Origin of the sequence: Tenacibaculum gallaicum, from assembly GCF_003387615.1 — a bacterium.
GTDB lineage: Bacteria > Bacteroidota > Bacteroidia > Flavobacteriales > Flavobacteriaceae > Polaribacter > Polaribacter gallaicus.
Genome location: NZ_QUNS01000001.1, coordinates 864,732 through 883,303 on the forward strand (window position 1 = coordinate 864,732; position 18,572 = coordinate 883,303).

Annotated in this window: 16 protein-coding genes; 10 read left to right on the forward strand and 6 right to left on the reverse strand. The window is 31.5% G+C overall.

Features of this window, described 5'->3' with window-relative positions; translation table 11 throughout:
• Positions 1-732: 732 nt before the first annotated feature.
• The 8 genes from C7448_RS04015 to C7448_RS04055 all read left to right on the forward strand — a co-directional run bounded on the left by C7448_RS04015 (position 733) and on the right by C7448_RS04055 (position 10,007).
• Positions 733-1,179, forward strand: a complete 447-nt coding sequence (locus tag C7448_RS04015) for a protein-disulfide reductase DsbD domain-containing protein (RefSeq protein ID WP_170137000.1) — start codon at positions 733-735, stop codon at positions 1,177-1,179.
• Between the two features lie 18 nt (positions 1,180-1,197).
• Entirely contained in the window at positions 1,198-3,198 is a 2,001-nt protein-coding gene (locus C7448_RS04020) for a protein-disulfide reductase DsbD family protein (protein ID WP_115900137.1), read from the forward strand.
• A 540-nt stretch (positions 3,199-3,738) separates the two neighbouring features.
• Positions 3,739-4,176: a GNAT family N-acetyltransferase gene (locus tag C7448_RS04025; RefSeq protein WP_115900044.1), complete on the forward strand. Its 438-nt coding sequence runs from the start codon at positions 3,739-3,741 to the stop codon at positions 4,174-4,176.
• Position 4,177: 1 nt separating this feature from the next.
• On the forward strand, positions 4,178-5,041 hold the full coding sequence (locus C7448_RS04030) for a sigma-70 family RNA polymerase sigma factor (protein ID WP_115900045.1): 864 nt from the start codon (positions 4,178-4,180) through the stop codon (positions 5,039-5,041).
• Positions 5,042-5,186: 145 nt separating this feature from the next.
• Positions 5,187-6,620: a sodium:solute symporter family protein gene (locus C7448_RS04040; RefSeq protein WP_245939426.1), complete on the forward strand. Its 1,434-nt coding sequence runs from the start codon at positions 5,187-5,189 to the stop codon at positions 6,618-6,620.
• Entirely contained in the window at positions 6,608-7,741 is a 1,134-nt protein-coding gene (locus tag C7448_RS04045) for an amidohydrolase (RefSeq protein ID WP_115900046.1), read from the forward strand. Before C7448_RS04040 ends, C7448_RS04045 begins: the two co-directional genes overlap by 13 nt.
• Before the next feature lie 2 nt (positions 7,742-7,743).
• Positions 7,744-8,898: an alanine racemase gene (gene alr / locus C7448_RS04050; RefSeq protein WP_115900047.1), complete on the forward strand. Its 1,155-nt coding sequence runs from the start codon at positions 7,744-7,746 to the stop codon at positions 8,896-8,898.
• 2 nt (positions 8,899-8,900) lie between these two features.
• On the forward strand, positions 8,901-10,007 hold the full coding sequence (locus C7448_RS04055; protein WP_115900048.1) for an alanine racemase: 1,107 nt from the start codon (positions 8,901-8,903) through the stop codon (positions 10,005-10,007).
• Positions 10,008-10,077: 70 nt separating this feature from the next.
• Here the strand turns inward: C7448_RS04055 and C7448_RS04060 are convergent, their stop codons facing one another.
• From C7448_RS04060 to C7448_RS04080, 4 genes are all read right to left on the reverse strand, one after another.
• Positions 10,078-11,325: an NAD(P)/FAD-dependent oxidoreductase gene (locus C7448_RS04060; protein WP_115900049.1), complete on the reverse strand. Its 1,248-nt coding sequence runs from the start codon at positions 11,323-11,325 to the stop codon at positions 10,078-10,080.
• Between the two features lie 51 nt (positions 11,326-11,376).
• A complete protein-coding gene (locus C7448_RS04065; protein ID WP_115900050.1) occupies positions 11,377-12,384 on the reverse strand; it encodes a 4-hydroxyproline epimerase in 1,008 nt (335 codons plus the stop codon).
• Positions 12,385-12,540: 156 nt separating this feature from the next.
• Positions 12,541-14,127, reverse strand: coding sequence for an aldehyde dehydrogenase (NADP(+)) (locus C7448_RS04075; RefSeq protein ID WP_115900052.1), 1,587 nt, complete (start codon positions 14,125-14,127; stop codon positions 12,541-12,543).
• Between the two features lie 32 nt (positions 14,128-14,159).
• On the reverse strand, positions 14,160-15,080 hold the full coding sequence (locus C7448_RS04080; protein ID WP_115900053.1) for a dihydrodipicolinate synthase family protein: 921 nt from the start codon (positions 15,078-15,080) through the stop codon (positions 14,160-14,162).
• A 156-nt stretch (positions 15,081-15,236) separates the two neighbouring features.
• Between C7448_RS04080 and C7448_RS04085 the strand changes: the two genes are divergently transcribed.
• Together C7448_RS04085 and C7448_RS04090 are read left to right on the forward strand one after the other, a co-directional pair.
• On the forward strand, positions 15,237-16,088 hold the full coding sequence (locus C7448_RS04085) for an AraC family transcriptional regulator (RefSeq protein WP_115900054.1): 852 nt from the start codon (positions 15,237-15,239) through the stop codon (positions 16,086-16,088).
• 97 nt (positions 16,089-16,185) lie between these two features.
• The gene (locus C7448_RS04090; protein WP_115900055.1) at positions 16,186-17,166 is read left to right on the forward strand and encodes a PorP/SprF family type IX secretion system membrane protein; all 981 of its coding nucleotides are present in this window, start codon (positions 16,186-16,188) and stop codon (positions 17,164-17,166) included.
• Here C7448_RS04090 and murI read toward each other — a convergent pair.
• Together murI and C7448_RS04100 are read right to left on the reverse strand one after the other, a co-directional pair.
• Positions 17,163-17,960: a glutamate racemase gene (gene murI, locus C7448_RS04095; RefSeq protein ID WP_115900056.1), complete on the reverse strand. Its 798-nt coding sequence runs from the start codon at positions 17,958-17,960 to the stop codon at positions 17,163-17,165. The genes C7448_RS04090 and murI overlap by 4 nt on opposite strands.
• Before the next feature lie 68 nt (positions 17,961-18,028).
• On the reverse strand, positions 18,029-18,538 hold the full coding sequence (locus C7448_RS04100; RefSeq protein WP_115900057.1) for an OmpH family outer membrane protein: 510 nt from the start codon (positions 18,536-18,538) through the stop codon (positions 18,029-18,031).
• Between the last annotated feature and the right edge of the window lie 34 nt (positions 18,539-18,572).

Sequence of the window (18,572 nt, forward strand, 5' to 3'; positions counted from 1 at the left end):
TTTGAGAGTTTAGTAACTACCTCTTTTTTAAAAGTAGAGGTTTGAGTTTTACATAGAAGAATGCTAAAATCTAACGTAAACCTTACGTTAAACTTTTGAGAATAAAAGTGTTTCATGCTGGGAGACTTGGGTTTAGTTTATACTTATAATACTGTTATTTCATCTATAATTTCATTTAATGAGACAATTTAAGGGGAGCTATTGCTAAAAAAATATTTTTAAAAATTCAGTATAAATATATAAAAAATATTTTAACATTTTTTTATGTTTTTTATTTTTTCTTATATGAGATTTGTTTACTAATAGAAAAAGGATAGGGTGTGAGGATAAAATGTTAATTATTCTTATATAAAGGTGAAACACGTTATTTTTATGAGCATAATAAAGATTTTCTAAGTGTTTATTATTTATAATCCTATTTCATGGCAGTTGGTAGTATTTCGTTTACTGAAGTCTATGGTCTAGTAAAAGGCAGACTAATATTTACTTTTGAGGGATGCTTTTACTATCATCACTGTAGAGATTATGTGAGCATATAACCTTATAGATAAAGAATAAAACGTAAGCTAAAGACGTTTTAAATAATCATGAAAAAGTAAGGAAGTTTATTACATATGATGTTAAAAATACATGTGCTCAATTGTTAATGTTAAACTTTTTTTAATCTTTTGTATTTTAGCTAATAAAGGCGTTACATTTACGGATTGAAGATAATGCAACTAAATAAAGACAATGAGAAAATTATTTTTAATCCTATTACTGGCTATTGGTAGTGTTACATTTGCTCAAGTTCATAAGCCAGTAAAATGGAGTACTTCAGTAAAAAAAATATCCGATAAAGAGGCTGAGTTAGTAGCAACAGCAACAATTCAAAAAGATTGGCATTTATATTCGCAAAATATTCCAAAAGGCGGGCCAATTCCAACGCTGTTCACTTTTGAAGGAGATACTCGATATCTAAAAAAAGGAAATACTAAAGAGGAAGAAGGACACGTTGTGGATGATCCAATTTTTGAAATGAAAATTAAATATTTTGACACTAAAGCAACCTTTACTCAAAAAATTCGTTTAAAAACTACAGAAAAACTTACTGTTAAAGGGACGGTAGAATACATGGTATGTACAGGAATGAACTGTTTACCACCAAAAGAAGTAGAGTTGACTTTCAACGTAAATTAATCTCCTTACCTCAACATGATGAAAAAAATATTAGCATTTTTGCTTTGTTTTACCATTGGATTTTCGGCAATGAGCCAAATTCATAATCCAATAGAGTGGAAAACGAGTGTAGAGAAAGTTTCAAAAACAACATATAATTTAGTAAGTACAGCAACGATTCAGGGAGATTGGCATTTGTATGCTCAAGAAGTCCCGAGTGGTGGTCCAATTCCAACAACTTTTACGTATGATGATGAAGGAGGGAAAATTAAAATTGTAGGAAACACTTTAGAACCAGAAGGAAAAATTAAATTTACAACACTTTTTGGTGAAGAAGGAATGAATATTAAATCCTTTGCTAACAAAGCGGTTTTTAAGCAAAAAATAGAATTGGTTGATGCTAGCATAACTCAACTAAATGCTTTTGTAGAGTTTATTGCTTGTACCGATGAAACGTGTTTACCTCCAAAAGAAGTAGACTTAGCATTTGGTTTATCTAAAGCTATAGCTGTTAAAAATTCTACAGAGGAAACAAAAGATACAAAGATAACAACAGAAGTAGCAGCTTCAAAAGATTCTAAAAAAGAAGAAAAGAAAGGCCTTTTAGGAATTTTCTTCATTGCTTTTTTATCAGGGTTTGCAGCACTATTAACTCCGTGTGTATTTCCAATGATACCGATGACGGTAAGTTTTTTTACGAAACAAAGTAAAAGTAAATCACAAGGAATAAGAAATGCGATTATCTATGGATTATGTATTGTTGTCATCTATGTGTTGTTAGGGTCAGTAGTAACTGCAGCCTTTGGAGCAGATGCTCTAAATGCACTATCAACGAACGTATGGTTTAATATAATCTTCTTTTTAATCTTGGTGATTTTCGCAGTATCTTTCTTAGGTGCTTTTGAAATTACGTTACCTAGTTCATGGGCAACTAAAGTAGATTCGCAAGCAGATAAAGGAGGTTTAGTGGGAATCTTTTTCATGGCTTTGGCCTTAGCAATTGTTTCTTTTTCATGTACTGGGCCTATTGTAGGAACTTTGTTAGTGGAAGCAGCTTCAAAAGGAGGAGTAGCACCAATTGTAGGAATGTTAGGATTCTCTTCTGCTATTGCTTTACCATTTGCGTTATTTGCAGCCTTCCCAGGGTGGTTAAATTCTTTACCAAAATCAGGAGGGTGGTTAAACACCGTAAAAGTGGTACTAGGATTTTTAGAACTAGCATTGGCATTTAAATTTTTATCAAATGCAGATTTAGTATTGCAATTACACTTGTTAGAAAGAGAAGTATTTATTGCTATTTGGATTGCTATTTTTGGAGCGTTAGCATTTTATTTATTCGGAAAAATACAATTACCACACGATAGCCCAATCAGTCATATATCTGTAGGAAGATTAAGTTTAGGACTAATAGTGTTATCATTTACTATTTATATGGTTCCAGGATTATGGGGCGCGCCATTAAACTTAATAAGTGCTTTTCCACCGCCACAACATTATAGTGAATCACCTTATGGAGTAGGATTTACCAAACAAGGAAAGGGAAGTTTAGGTAGTCAAGAAAATGGACATGAGAATTTACCAGAGGGAGCACATTTAATACCTCCTCATGATATTATGTCGTTTCATGATTATGATAAAGGATTGGCCTATGCTAAAAAAGTAGGAAAACCAGTAATGTTAGATTTTACAGGGCATGCTTGTGTAAACTGTAGAAAAATGGAACAAAATGTTTGGGTAAAACCAAAAGTTTTAGACGTGTTAAAAAGCAAAGTGATCTTAATTTCTTTATATGTGGATGATAAACGACCATTAGAAGAAGATGAAGTGGTTGAGTCTAAGTTAAACCCAGGAAAGAAATTAAAGTATATTGGTCAAAAATGGAGTGAAATGCAAACAATAAAGTACAAAGCAAACTCACAACCATTTTATGTGTTAATGAACCATGATGAATCAAATATAATTGATCCGATAGCTTATACGCCAGATGTAGATGAATACTATAATTGGCTTGAGAATGGGGTTGTTAATTTTAAAAAATAATTAAAAATTACCGTATAAATAAAAAGCACTTTAGATTAATCTAAAGTGCTTTTTTGTTGAAGTGAGTTTTTATTCAAATTATATAAGCTACTGTAAAAGGTTCTTTTACAGTAGCTGTTTTGAAACTATCTATAAAATTCGTACCTTTGTAAGATATGGTAGATACTACACACGAGAAAAAAAATCAACGAGTTTTTACATTCAACTACCTTGTGTTCCGTAATCAATCGGACAAATTTATCCCACCAGGGTTCTAAATTAAATTTATAATAGCTTCTCTTTTTTATGAGAAGACTCTCTAATATATAAAACACTTTGTAGAGCTATTTACCAATTAAAATAGATTTATAAAATGTTTTTTTTGACCTTACGAATATCGATTTTAGATAATCGTACACTTTTCGAAAAAGTATTCTGCATTAAAAAACAAACACCAAATAAAATAGGTTTTGTACTTACTGCTATTTAAGCTTCAATAAAAAAATAACTAAAGAAGCTTATAATTATTACATACCTATTCTTTTTTATAAAATAAAAATTATGACAATAAAAACTTACGATGCATTTAATCGTATAACCCCCTTAGAAATAGAAAGAGTAACCAACTTTTTATACAAACACCTTGAAAAATATGGAGACGAAAAAACAGCGATTCGCAAAGCAATCGACTATGCTGCTAAGGAGCGAACAGGACTAGGAGGATATGTTTTTACAATAGAGGATAAAGATGATATTGTGGGAGCAGTTATAATAAATAAAACAGGAATGGATGAATATATTCCAGAAAATATTTTAGTGTATATAGCAACTCACAATGAGTATAGAGGAAAAGGAATTGGAAGAAAAATAATGACACACGCTATTGAAAATTGTAAAGGGGATATTGCTTTACATGTTGAAAAAGATAATCCAGCTAAGTTTTTGTACGAAAAGCTAGGGTTTACTACTCCGTATTTAGAAATGAGACTAAAGAGATAATATGAGACAGTTAAAAATAATAAAACAAGTTACTAATAGAGAGTCAAAATCTATTGAGAAGTACTTACAAGAAATTGGTAAGATTGATTTGATTACTGCAGATGAAGAGGTTGAATTAGCTCAAAAAATCAAAACAGGAGACCAACGAGCATTGGAAACCTTGGTAAATGCTAACTTACGTTTTGTTGTATCTGTAGCAAAGCAATATCAAAATCAAGGGTTACGGCTTTCTGATTTAATTAATGAAGGGAATATAGGTTTGGTAAAAGCAGCAAAACGTTTTGATGAAACACGTGGATTTAAGTTTATATCGTACGCAGTTTGGTGGATACGTCAGTCTATTTTACAGGCTTTAGCAGAACAATCTCGTGTAGTTCGTTTGCCATTGAATAAAATAGGAAGTATTAGTAAAATTAACAAGGCAGTTTCTAAGTTAGAGCAAAGCAATGAACGCATGCCTACACCAGAAGAAATTGCAAAAGTTTTAGATATGACAGTTTCTGATGTAAAACAGTCTATGAAAAACTCAGGAAGGCACGTTTCTATGGACGCACCTTTAAAAGAAGGAGAAACATCAAATTTATATGATGTTATGAGAGCTTCAGAAGCTCCTAAGCCAGACAAAGACTTAATACAAGAGTCATTACGATTAGAAATTAGCAGAAGTTTAGAAACGCTTTCTCCAAGAGAATCGGACATTATAAAATTATTTTATGGTCTAGGAAACTACCGACCTATGAGCCTAACTGAAATAGGAGAAACATTTGATTTAACAAGAGAGCGAGTGCGTCAAATTAAAGAAAAAGGAATTAGAAGATTGAAACAAAGATCAAGAACTAAAGTATTACAAACTTATTTAGGTTAGCTTCAGTTTTATACAATTGACTCAAAATATGAGTTAAGTAGTAATTAAAAAAAAAGAATACACAAAACCATCTGTAAGCAGAAGGGAGCAATTAAAAAAGGCTCAATACAAAGAGCAATTTTTAGTAGAGAAGGAAAAATAAGATATGGACATACACATTATTGATCTATTAATTTTTATAGTATATTTAGTTTTTATGCTTGGAGTAGGAGTATATTTCATGAATAAAAACAAATCAAAAGACGATTACTATGTAGGAGGAAGGAACATGTCAGCAGGTCATATAGGATTATCTGTTGTTGCGACTGATGTAGGAGGAGGATTTTCTATAGGATTAGGAGGCCTGGGTTTTTTAATGGGACTCTCCGGTAGTTGGATGCTTTTTACAGGATTATTAGGTGCTTGGATTAGCGCCGTTTTTTTAATTCCAAAAGTATACCCTATAGCTAAAAAACATCATTTTTTAACATTTCCAGAATCTTTAGCCTTTCACTACAATGCTAAAGTAGCATTAATGGCGGGAATTATTTCGTTAATAGGTTACATTGGTTTTACCAGTTCACAAATTTTGGCAGGAGCAAAATTAGCATCTGCTACATTTCCATCAATATCCATAACAAAAGCAGTTTTAATTATGGGAGTAATAGCTGTTGTATATACAGTTATTGGAGGAATAAAAGCAGTGATTTACACAGATACTATTCAGTGGATAATTCTTATGGTAGGTTTGATAGGTATTGGAATTCCTATTGGTTATATGGAAATAGGAGGATGGAACGGGATTCAAGAAATATTACCTGCTAGTTTTTTATCATTAACAAATGTTACGTTTATTGATATGTTTAACTGGATAATAACCATAGTACCCATTTGGTTTGTTGGAATGACTTTATATCAACGAATTTATGCCTGTAAAGATGAAAAAACAGCAAAAAAAGCTTGGAGAATAGCAGGATTGTTTGAATATCCAATAATGGCATTTATGGGAGTTGCCTTAGGATTATTTTCAAGAGTAGCCTACGAACAAGGAATGTTTGCAAGTATAGGATATGCACCAGGAGTAGAATTGGATGCAGAACTAGGTCTTCCGTTATTATTAAGAAGTATTTTACCAGTAGGATTAATGGGGTTAATGATGTCGGCTTACTTTTCGGCAATCATGTCTACAGCTGATAGTTGTTTAATGGCAGCTTCAGGAAACTTAACTACAGATATTTTTGGATATTTTAAGAAAAGTATCAGTATAAAAAATTCACAATTAATAACCTTTTTAATAGGAGGTTTAGCGATTGTATTGGCAACAAAAATGCAAAATGTATTAGAGCTGATGTTGTATTCATATGCTTTTATGGTATCAGGTTTGTTAGTTCCTGTTTTAGGAACTTTATTACTAAAAAAGCCATCACCACTTGCCGCTTTTTATGCTATGATTTCAGGAGGGCTTACCACTTTATTATTAATTATCTTAGAGGTAAAATTACCTTTTGGTTTGGATGCAAATTTCTTTGGAATTACATTATCAGCCATTGTGTTTTCAACAATTCAGTTAATTAACAGCCAAAAAAAATGGAAAGCCTAAAGGAAGCTTTAGAGAAGATAAGAAAAGAATTACATACCTTTCCTGAAGTTTCTGAAGAAGAATATGAAACTAAGAAAAGAATACAAACTTTTTTAGAAGAGGATACTTCTTGTGAGATACTACCAGTGGCTAATACAGGTTTATTAGCAATCTTCAATGGAAATAAAGAGGGTAAAACAGTTCTGTTAAGAGCAGATATTGATGCGTTACCTATTCAAGAAGTAAACACTTTTAAACATAAATCTGTAAATAAAGGAGTTTCGCATAAATGCGGACATGATGGGCATACAACAATTTTACTTGGAGTAGCAAAACTACTTACGGAAAAACCTTTGTCTAAAGGAAAAGTACTATTGCTTTTCCAACCTTCAGAAGAAAATGGAAGAGGGGCACAGTCGGTTTTAAAAGATTTTTATTTTCAGCAATTTAATATTGATTATGCTTTCGCGCTACACAATTTACCAGGTTTTACCAAACAAGAAATCGTTGTAAAAGAAAATGAATTTACAAGTAATGTTAAAAGTGTTGTAATTAGTTTAGAAGGAAGAACAGCGCATGCAGCAGAGCCAGAAAAAGGATTTAATCCAGCTAATGCAATCGCTGAAATTCTTCATTTTGTAAAACATGAAACTAAAAATGTACCTGAAGATTCTGATTTTTTCTTGGCTACCCCCGTGCATATAACTATGGGAGAAAAAGCCTACGGCGTATCAGCAGGATATGGAGAGGTACATCTTACTTTACGCAGTTGGAGTACAAGTTTAATGAGAGAGAAACAAAAAAAGCTTGAACAACTACTTCAAAAACTTGAAGAAAGAGAAACTCTTGGTATCAATACTTCTTGGTTTGAAGAATTTTACGCAAATAAAAACAACAAAGAAGCTGTTGAATATATAAAATCGGCAGCAGTACAACTAAACTTATCAATTAAAGAAATAAATACACCTTTTAAATGGGGAGAAGATTTTGGGTTGTTTACGCAGCAATACAAAGGAGCTATGTTTGGTCTGGGAGCAGGAAAGAATACCCCAGCGCTGCATAATCCAGATTATGATTTTCCTGATGAAATAACAGTTACAGGAGCACAACTATTTTATAATATCTTAAAAGAAGTTCAATAATAATGACGCATACATCGTATTTAGAATTATCTGAATCAGCAATAAAAAATAATATTAACTTTATACGTGGAATAATAGGAGATACTACTGTTTTTTCATCTGTAGTAAAAGGAAATGCTTACGGTCATGGAATAAAAACCTACTGTATGTTGGCATATAAGTATGGTGTAAGACATTTTAGTGTTTCTGACGCAAATGAGGCTTTTGATGTAAAAAAAACACTACCTTTTGAAGATGTAACGATTATGATAATGGGAATGATTGAAAACAGTCAGTTACCATGGGCTATAGAAAATGAAATAGAGTTTTTTGTTTTTGAACTAGACAGACTAGAAAAAGCAATTGAAGCGGCAAAAAAAGTAAAAAGAAAAGCCAAAGTTCATATAGAAATTGAAACGGGAATGAATAGAACAGGGTTTGTTCCTAAGGAAGTTATAAAAATTCTTAATTATGTTGAAAAACAAAAAGAATTTGTTGATGTAAAAGGAATTTGTTCTCATTTAGCAGGAGCAGAAAGCATTTCAAACTATAAAAGAATAACTGATCAAAAGAAAAAATTTAAAAACGTAAGAAAGAGAGTAAAAGATCTTGATTTGTTTAATCCAACATACCATTTAGCAAGTTCAGCAGCTACAATCCGCTACCCAACAACAAGGTTAGATTTGGTAAGAGTAGGTATTTTACAGTTTGGGTTTTTTCCTACAAAAGAAATATTGGTGCACTATTTAACCAAAGAAAAAATAGTAGAAAATCCACTAAAAAGAATTATATCTTGGAAAACAGAAGTAATGGATGTTAAAACCATAAAAGCAGGTCAGTTTATTGGTTATGGTACATCGTATTTTACAAACCAAGAAACTAAGATAGCAATTATTCCTGTGGGATATTCTTCAGGGTATAGCCGCTCTTTAAGTAATAAAGGAAAAGTTTTAATAAGAGGACAAAGACATAAAATAGTAGGAACGATTAACATGAATATGATGGCGGTAGATATAACACATGCCGATATTATAGAAAAAGGTGATGAAGTTGTATTAATAGGAAGTCAAGGAGATGTTGAACTAACAGTTTCATCATTCAACGATTCAATACAAATCATTAATTATGAATTATTAACAAGACTTCCTGAAAATTTACCAAGAATAATAACAAAATAATTATGGCAGAATTAATTATATATTCTGAAAGAATAAAAGATAATATAAAAAAGTTAAGTAGCTTTTTTGAAAAAAATCATATTGAATGGAGTTTGGTAACAAAAGTATTTTCAGGTGATAAAACATTCTTAAAAGCAATTCTAACACCTGATGTAACAGAAAAAATTAACTCGATAGGAGACTCTAGGTTAACAAGTTTACGAAACTTAAGAGAAGTAAATCCAGATTTACGAACGATATATATCAAACCTCCTGCAAATATCTATGCTGATGATGTAGTAGAGTATGCAGATATTTCTTTGAATAGTTCCTTATCTACTATAGAGTCACTAAATGAAGCAGCTAAGAAGAAAAATAAAATTCATAAAATCATTATTATGATTGAAATGGGTGAGCTAAGAGAAGGGGTAAAAAGAGATGATATTTTAAGTTTTTATGAAAAAGTATTTAACTTATCTAATATTGAAGTAATAGGTATAGGGTCGAATTTAGGATGTATGTATGGCGTAGAGCCTACATATGATAAATTATTACAGTTATCTTTATACAAAGAGCTCATTTCAGTAAAATTCAATAAAGATTTAAAATATGTTTCTGGCGGAACATCAATTACGTTGCCATTGGTAGAAAATAAAGTTGTTCCAAAAGACATAAACCACTTTAGAATAGGAGAAGCAGCGTTTTTTGGGGTAAGCCCGCTAGAAAACAAACGATTTAAGAATCTACATACTGAAACATTTGAGTTTTATGCTAATGTAATAGAGTTAGAAAAGAAGAAAATAGTGCCTGATGGTATTATTAGTGAAGCAAGTATAGGTCATACCTCAGAATATGATGAAAGTGATATACAAGAAACATCTTATAAAGCTATTTTAGATTTTGGATTATTAGATGTTGATAAAGACGATATTGAAGTAGAAGATAAAGATATTTCTTTTGTGGGTATTACTTCAGATATGATGGTGATTGATGTAGGGCTTAATAAAAGTAAATCAGGAAAAACAAAATATAAAGTAGGAGATAAAGTAAAATTTAGACTTAGTTATATGGGAGTTGCTAGACTTTTGATTTCTAAGTTTATAGATAAAGTTTACGTAAAAGAGATTTAAAAGTCTGTTTTTTTATTGTTTGTTTTAAAAAAACTCAAGAGCTATTATTTTAGTTTCTTGAGTTTTTAATTTAGTTAAAACGTTCAACATTAAAAGGAGTAATATCTAGGCTTGTTTTTTTATTAGCAATAATTTCAGACACTAATTTTCCAGTAGCAGGCCCTAAACTCCACCCCATCATAGCGTGTCCAGCAGCTATAGTTACATTTTTTATTTTTGAAACTCTACCAATGTATGGTAATCCATCAGGAGAGCATGGGCGTAAACCACTCTCAACCTTATCTATTTCTTTTTGACTGATGTTTAAATTGCTGTAATAACTATTACTAGCATTAACTATAGCATGTACTCTCTTCTTATTTATTTTGTTATTGATACCAGCAATTTCCATCATACCTCCAAAACGTGTAAAGCCATTCATTGGAGTTACTGCAACTTTAGCCTCTGTTAAAATAGCAGGAATAGTAATACCTGTATTGTTTTTTACATTAATTCGATAACCTTTACCAGCCTGAACAGGAATATTGATCCCTAATTTTTTAGCTAGCTTTTGTGTCCAAGAGCCTGTTGTTAAAATAAATTCATCTGCGGTAATGGTATTATTCTTTGTATTTATATATTGTACTTTACTGTTAGAAACGTGAAAGTTTGTAACTTCTTCATTAGATAAAAAAGTAACATTATTTTGTTCTAAATACATTTTCAATTGTTTCATGTATTCACTAGGAGTCATATGAGCATCAGAATGGTAGTACACAGCTCCTTTAATATTCAGTTGAATATTAGGCTCTAATTTTTGAGTTTCTTCTTGGGTTAAATGTTCAACCTTTAATCCTTCTTTTATACCAAGTTTTCCAACATTCCATTCTTCTTCCCCCATTTTATCAGTTTTATAATACATCATCAATCCTTTATGTTGATAGTGGAAGTCAAAATCTTTTGAAGCTTTAATTTCTTCATATAGTTCTCTGCTGAACAAATTAATGTCTTTAATAACAGGAATAGAAGCAGCGACTTTTTTACGTGTTGCTGATTTTTTAAAAAACCAAGCCCATTGTAAGAAGTCATAATCTAAACGAGGTTTAATAGATAATGGACTGGTAGAACTGAGCATCAATTTTAATCCCTTTGTAATCATTCCTGGAGCAGCCAAAGAAACGATATGGCTAGGAGTAATAATACCTGCATTAGCAAATGAAGCTCCTGATGAAAAATTTGATTTTTCAATTACAGTTACTTTGTGTCCTTCTTTTTGAAGGTAATATGCGGAACTTAAACCTATAATTCCACCACCGATAATGATAATTTCTTTATTCATAAAAGAATCTCCCGATTATGCTCGAGATGGCATGTTGTTGATTATATAATATTAAATAACTTGAAAGCCATGGGCATAAGGATCATCTTCATTATCAATAATAATAGTGTTGTACCCATATACTTTTGCCCATCCCTGTATACTTGGAATAATAGCTAACTTACCATTTAAGGTAGTTTCTTTTTCTACTCTACCAATAAACTTACTCCCAATAAAACTTTCATGAATAAATTCTTCTCCAAGTTGTAGTTTTCCTTTAGCGTATAACTGTGCTAAACGAGCTGAGGTTCCTGTACCACATGGACTTCTATCTATCGCTTTATCACCATAAAAAACGGCATTTCTTCCAGAGGAACTAGGATCAATAGGGTTACCTGTCCATAACATATGAGTTACATCTCTAATAGTTTCATTTTCTGGATGAATAAATTGATTAGGATATTTTTCATTGATTCGTTTTCTAACTACTTGTGAGTATTGAATAATTTTAGAAGCAGTAAAATCGTGAACTCCTGAAAAGTTTTTTTGAGGATCTACAATTGCATAATAATTTCCGCCATAAGCAACATCAAAAGTAATTTCTCCTAATTCAGGGGAGTCTATTGTTAAACCTTCAGCAGCTAAATAACTTTTTACATTAGTTAACCGAACCCAGTCTACTTTTTTGCCCGTTTGTTGGTATTCAATTTCAACCAATCCGGCTGGTGCTTCCATTTTAATTTTTCCTGGAACTTTAGGAGTTACTAAACCTTCTTCAATAGCAATTGTAATGGTTCCAATAGTTCCATGACCACACATAGGTAAACACCCAGAGGTTTCAATAAATAAAATAGCAAAATCATTTTCAGGGTTGTGAGGCGGAAATAAGATAGAGCCACTCATCATATCATGACCACGAGGTTCAAACATTAGCCCTTTTCGAACCCAATCGTATTCTTTTAGGAAGTGTTGACGTTTTTCACTCATGTTGGCACCTACTAAGTTTGGACCGCCACCAGTAACTACCCTAACAGGGTTTCCACAAGTATGTGCATCAACACAAAAAAAAGTTTTTTTCATCTTAAATTGAATGGCCAGCTTGTATTCTGTAGTAGAAAAAACCCTTCAAATTTTTCTATTTTGGAAAGACGAAGCTGGCTTTATTTCAATTTCTTTAGATGCACCAAAAGTAAGACTTTGTACTCAGAGATTTTCTAAAGAAATTATTAAATTTTGTTATATTATTTCTTCTTTTGTTAGTGTACCGTTAACAGAACGTAAAATATAGAAAGGGTTTTCATTTTTCAGTTCTTCAGGTAATATATTGTTAGGCCAATCTTGATAACTGAAAGGGCGTACCCAACGTTTAATGGAGTTAGTTCCTACAGCTGTAAATCGACTATCTGTTGAGGCAGGATAAGGACCTCCATGTACCATAGAAAGACAAACTTCTACTCCAGTAGGTACTCCATTAAAAATAATTCTTCCAACTCTGTTTTGTAAGGCAGCAATTACAGTTGGATAGTTTGCGACTTCATTAGTATCAGAAATTACTGTTCCAGTAAGTTGTCCTTCCAAACTTGAAATGACTTCTTCTAATTGTTTTTCATTTTCACATTGAACAATTATAGAGTATGGTCCAAATACTTCTTGATGTAAGATTGGGTTCTCTAAAAATGTTTTTCCTTCAACAGTTGTAATTATTTGTGAAGCATAGTTAGGTAGTATTTTTTTTTCATAATTGGCAGCTATCGTTAATCCTTCTTGATTCATAGCTTTGGTTTTATTACTCTCATAAGCTCCAACAATATTAGGATGTAGCATACAAGTAGGATTGATTTCTACAATTTTATGTGCTAGTGAATTGATGAAACTTGTTAAGTTTTCTCCTTTTAACCCTAGAATTAAACCAGGATTTGTACAAAATTGTCCTGTACCTAATGTAATAGAGCCAGCATAAGTAGTAGCTAAACTATCTGCTTTGTTTTTTAATGCTTCAGGGAGCATAATTACTGGATTAATACTTCCCATTTCAGCAAATACAGGAATTGGTTCTTCACGTTTTGCAGCTAAGTCTAACAAAGCTCTACCACCACGAATACTTCCTGTAAATCCAACTGCCTTCACCTTTGGATGCACAACTAACTGTTGTCCTACTTCAATACCACTGGAGTTTAAGTTAGAAAAAACACCATTAGGCATTCCTGTTTTCTCAGCAGCTTTACTAATTGCTGAAGCTATAAGTTCACCTGTACCTGCATGCATTGGATGCGACTTTACTATTACAGGGCAGCCAGCGGCTAATGCAGCAGCAGTATCTCCACCTGCTGTAGAATAGGCAAGAGGAAAATTACTTGCACCAAAAACGACTATAGGGCCTAATGGAATATTCATTTTACGTAGGTCAGATTTTGGATTTGGTTCTCTATCAGGAATAGCAGTATCAATAGTAGCTTCTACCCATGAACCCTCTTCAACTAAATCGGCGAAAGAGCGCAATTGAAATACTGTTCTTCCTCGTTCTCCTTTTGCACGTCCTTCTGGTAACCCAGATTCTGAACAATACGTTTGTATTAATTCCTCGTCTAAGGCTAAAATTTCATCAGCAATAGCGTTTAAAAATTCAGATTTTCTCTTGCCAGAAATTGTTCTATACTCTTTAAATGCTTTTGAAGCTAAATTGACAGCTTTATTTATTTCTTCTTGAGTTGCTTCAGTAAAAACGTGTTTATTTTCCTGATTTAATTCAGGGTTGAATGTTTTATACGTTTTATTTCCTGATGCGATTAATTGACTTCCTATATAATTTTTTCCTGTAATCATGTTCAATAAATTAATGAGTAAATGATGAAATTTTAAATAGCTAACAATTTATAATCAGGTAGCGTTGGTCTGTTTTTTAAACCAGTTTCTATTACGTTTAAAACATGTTTACGCTCTTCACCAATTAAAGGTAATCTAGGAGCTCGTACGTTTTCAGTACCAATACCTGTAGCTACTTCTGCTAGTTTAATATTTTGTACTAATTTAGGGTTTATATCTAACTCTAACAACGGTAAAAACCAACGGTAAATCTCTAAAGCTTCTTGTATGCGACCTGCTTTTTGTAACTCGTAAATAGCAACTGTTTCTTTAGGAAAAGCACAAACTAAACCAGCAATCCACCCATCAGCTCCCATTAATAAGCTTTCTAAAGCTAACGTATCAACACCAGTCATTATTTTTAATCGGTCACCAAAACGATTTTTAATTCTTGTAACGTTAGAGATATCTCTAGTAGATTCTTTTACTGCTTCAATATTATCACATTTTAATAATTCGTTAAACATGTCTAGCGTAACCTCAATTTTATAATCAACAGGATTATTATAGACCATAATTGGAAGTGAAGTATTGTTTGCTACTGCTTTAAAGTATTCAACGGTTTCTCTATCTCCAGATTTATAACGCATAGGAGGTAACATCATTAATCCTTTAGCTCCGTCTTCTTCAGCTTTTTGAGCTGCATCAATAGCTCCTTTAGTGGTTTGTTCTGCTATATTCATTAATACAGGGACCTGATTGTTCACAAGATTGACTGTAGTTTTTGTCAATGTTCTTTTTTCTTCATCACTTAGTGTACTGGCTTCACCTAAAGTACCACCTAACACTATTCCGTGAACGCCAGCATCAAGCTGTGCTTTTATATTTACTTCAAACATGTTTAAGTCTAAAGCATCATCATTTGTAAACTTTGTAGTTACTGCAGGCATTACACCTTTCCAATTTATACTCATTGTAATACTATTTTTTATTGCAAAGTTATAGGGAAGAGAGCGTGAGCTTTAACTTCAAATTATCATATAGTAATACTATATTAACTTTTATTGTGTATTTGTAGTTATATGTTAATAGTATTTGCATATTTTTGAAATAGAATAGTAGTTTTACCAATGAAAGTTTTACCTTTTAAAATACCAAAAACTCAAAATATCGGATTGATTTATCAGGAAGATAAAGAGCAATATTTCTATGATAAATTTCATCAGCATGAAGAAATACAGTTATGCGTGATAGTTAAAGGTGAGGGAACATTAGTTGTGGGTGATACTATTAATAAATATTCATCTGGAGATGTTTTAGTTATAGGAAGTAACCTACCACATGTTTTTAAAAGTGACGCTTCTGTTATTAAAAAGTCTTTTATGATTTCATTATTTTTTACAAGAGGTTCTTTTGGAAAGGACTTTTTTTTACTGGATGATTTTAAAGAGTTAATTCCTTTTTTTGAAAAATCAACATCAGGATTTAAACTCATTGAAAATAAAGATAAAGTGATGGAAATATTTTTAGATTTACAAAAATCAAACAATCTTAATCGCTTTATCGGACTACTTCAAGTTTTAAAAATAGTAGTAAACTCAAAAACAGTTGAGCTGGCGAATTTTGTTTATCCGAAGAGGTATACAGATAACGAAGGAAAGAGGATGCGTAATGTAATGGATTTTACAATGAATAACTTTGAGAAGAGTATAGATTTATATAAAATAGCAGAAAAAGCGAACATGACACCTAATGCTTTTTGTAGGTATTTTAAACAGCGAACCAATAAGACGTACTTTACCTTTTTAAATGAACTACGTATTGAAAATGCGTGTAAGTTATTAAACTCAGGAAATACATTATCGATAAGTGAGATAGCTTACCAATGCGGTTTTAATAACCTATCTAATTTTAATCGAAAATTTAAAGAAATTAAAGCAATTAGTCCATCAAAATATAGAAAAAATTCGGGTTTTAAGTAGTTAGCTTGTTGTATTATAGTAAGAAAACATATATATTTTCAAAATATATAAAAACTGTTGATTATATTTGGAGGGGCTATTTATTTACTTAAACTTAATGGGGGAAAGAATTACGTATTTATTATTTTTAGTATTATCAATCATTACTAAACTATCTGCACAAGAAACATTACCAATTTATGCTGATTATCTGTCAGACAATGTATATTTATTACATCCAGCTGCTGCAGGTATAGGCGATTGTGGAAAAATACGATTAACAGCACGCCAACAATGGCTTGGGGTGGATAATGCTCCAGCTTTACAAACGGCGAGTTTTCATACAAAATTAGGAGAGTATTCTAATACAGGATTAGGAGTAATTCTTTTTAATGATAAAAATGGGTATCATTCTCAAAAAGGTGTTCAAGGTACCTATGCATATCACATTGATATGGGGAATGAAAATCTTTTTAATCAATTATCTTTTGGATTGTCTTTTTCTGTGGTTCAGAATGAAAGAGACCAACGAAATTTTGTGAATGATCCTACTGTTAGCCAAGTTATAGAAAGTGATTTTTATTTTAATGCTGATTTTGGTATGGCATATCATAAAAATGGATTATCGTCTTATTTTACAGTGAAAAACATCTTTTTATCAGCAAAAAACAATTTAAACCCCGATTTTGAATCGTATAATCTTAGAAATTATATTTTAGGAGGAGGGTATTTTTTTGGAGATAAAGAAAAACTACAGTTTGAACCATCCTTCATGTTTCAATATAAAGAACAAACTGAAGAAAAAATAGCAGATATAAACTTTAAAGTCTACAAGACATTAAATGAAACTCAATTATGGGCGGCGTTATCTTATAGAAGAAGTTTTGGAGGAAATGTTTTTGGAGATTCTCAATATATAACGCCTATAGTAGGGGTTAATTATAAAAAATGGATGTTTGCGTATACTTATACACAACAAACGGGTGATGTAGTTTTTTCAAATGGAGGGTTTCATCAATTATCTTTAGGAGTAAACTTGTTTTGTAGAAAAAGAAGAGCTGCTGCTTGTCCTAATATAAATGGTAGTTTTACGTATTAAAAATCTAAGAAGCTAATTTTACTGTTTTCATAGTCTTTAAGCATAGTTTCTAAAACACTTGTATCTTTATTGATATAAAATGTATTATCAGTCAGCTCATGATTATTAGAATTAAGAAGGTTTTGTTGTAATAAAATACTTTTAACTTGTTTAGCAACAGCTTCACCAGAATCTATGATTTTTATTTTGTCTCCAGTTATTTTTTGTATTTGAGGGAGTAGGTAAGGGTAATGTGTGCATCCTAAAACAATATAATCACACTTTTGTTCAAGCATAGGTTTTATATACTTTTTTAATAAAAAAGTCATTTCTTCGGAGTGAATCTTACCATTTTCTATTAGTTCAACTAAACCTTCTCCAACTTGTTCTATGATGTTGATTTCATCGTTTAAGCTAGAAGTAGTTTTTTCAAACAAAATACTATTTAAAGTACCCTTTGTTGCAAGTATGCCAATTGTGCCTGTTTTGGTATTTAATGATGCTGGTTTAATAGCTGGCTCTATTCCAATAAAAGAAATATTATAGTTACGTCTTAAATATTGAATAGCGTTAGTAGTAGCTGTATTACAAGCAACAACAATGACTTTAGCTCCATTATTAATTAAAAACTCTGTGTTTTTAATTGATAAATCAACTATTTCTTGTGTTGGTTTTTGACCATATGGGGCATTCTTACTATCAGATAAATAAATAGTATTTTCTTTTGGTAATAGTTGATGAATTTCTTTCCAAATAGAAGTACCACCAATACCAGAATCAAATATACCAATAGGTTGTTGTGCAATAGTTTTCATACGTTATAACAAAAATAAAAATCCTGCTGTTTAAACAGCAGGATTTTATAAAATATATGTATTCTTTTTTAGAACCCTAATTTAGCTCTTACTGCATCGTAAATATTTTCTCCTTTGTCATAAACGATTAAACCTTTACCTGGAGCAGCATCAAAAACATAGATAATTCCTTTTTCAGCAGCAACGGCTTTAATAGCATCTTCAGCTTTCTTTAAAATAGGAATAGTTTTTTCTTGATATTTTTTCTGCATATCTTTACCAGCAGCTTGTTCAGCTTGAGCTATTCTTTGTCTTTCTTGTTGAACTTCAATAGCTCTTTTTTGATTTACTTCTTGTGTTTGACTTTTACCTTCAGCTTCATATTTTTTCATTTTAGCCTCTAGCTTTTTATACATTGTCTCAATGTCGTCACGGTATGTTTTGTTCAGTTTTTCTAATTCTGATTTCATAGCTTTTGTAGCAGGCATTTCAGCTAATAATTTATCAGTGTTAATATGTGCAGTTTTTTGTGCATTTGCCACACCACCTAATCCAATCGTAAAAATTGCAACTAATAATAACGTTTTTAAATGTTTCATCTTTGTTTAATTTAATTAATCTATTTTATTCTTG

Bases quoted from the DNA above. Each gene is read 5' to 3' on its own strand.
- C7448_RS04015 (WP_170137000.1), top strand. From the start codon at position 733: ATGAGAAAATTATTTTTAATCCTATTACTGGCTATTGGTAGTGTTACA.
- C7448_RS04020 (WP_115900137.1), top strand. From the start codon at position 1,198: ATGAAAAAAATATTAGCATTTTTGCTTTGTTTTACCATTGGATTTTCG.
- C7448_RS04025 (WP_115900044.1), top strand. From the start codon at position 3,739: ATGACAATAAAAACTTACGATGCATTTAATCGTATAACCCCCTTAGAA.
- C7448_RS04030 (WP_115900045.1), top strand. From the start codon at position 4,178: ATGAGACAGTTAAAAATAATAAAACAAGTTACTAATAGAGAGTCAAAA.
- C7448_RS04040 (WP_245939426.1), top strand. From the start codon at position 5,187: ATGGACATACACATTATTGATCTATTAATTTTTATAGTATATTTAGTT.
- C7448_RS04045 (WP_115900046.1), top strand. From the start codon at position 6,608: ATGGAAAGCCTAAAGGAAGCTTTAGAGAAGATAAGAAAAGAATTACAT.
- alr (WP_115900047.1), top strand. From the start codon at position 7,744: ATGACGCATACATCGTATTTAGAATTATCTGAATCAGCAATAAAAAAT.
- C7448_RS04055 (WP_115900048.1), top strand. From the start codon at position 8,901: ATGGCAGAATTAATTATATATTCTGAAAGAATAAAAGATAATATAAAA.
- C7448_RS04060 (WP_115900049.1), bottom strand. From the start codon at position 11,325: ATGAATAAAGAAATTATCATTATCGGTGGTGGAATTATAGGTTTAAGT.
- C7448_RS04065 (WP_115900050.1), bottom strand. From the start codon at position 12,384: ATGAAAAAAACTTTTTTTTGTGTTGATGCACATACTTGTGGAAACCCT.
- C7448_RS04075 (WP_115900052.1), bottom strand. From the start codon at position 14,127: ATGATTACAGGAAAAAATTATATAGGAAGTCAATTAATCGCATCAGGA.
- C7448_RS04080 (WP_115900053.1), bottom strand. From the start codon at position 15,080: ATGAGTATAAATTGGAAAGGTGTAATGCCTGCAGTAACTACAAAGTTT.
- C7448_RS04085 (WP_115900054.1), top strand. From the start codon at position 15,237: ATGAAAGTTTTACCTTTTAAAATACCAAAAACTCAAAATATCGGATTG.
- C7448_RS04090 (WP_115900055.1), top strand. From the start codon at position 16,186: ATGGGGGAAAGAATTACGTATTTATTATTTTTAGTATTATCAATCATT.
- murI (WP_115900056.1), bottom strand. From the start codon at position 17,960: ATGAAAACTATTGCACAACAACCTATTGGTATATTTGATTCTGGTATT.
- C7448_RS04100 (WP_115900057.1), bottom strand. From the start codon at position 18,538: ATGAAACATTTAAAAACGTTATTATTAGTTGCAATTTTTACGATTGGA.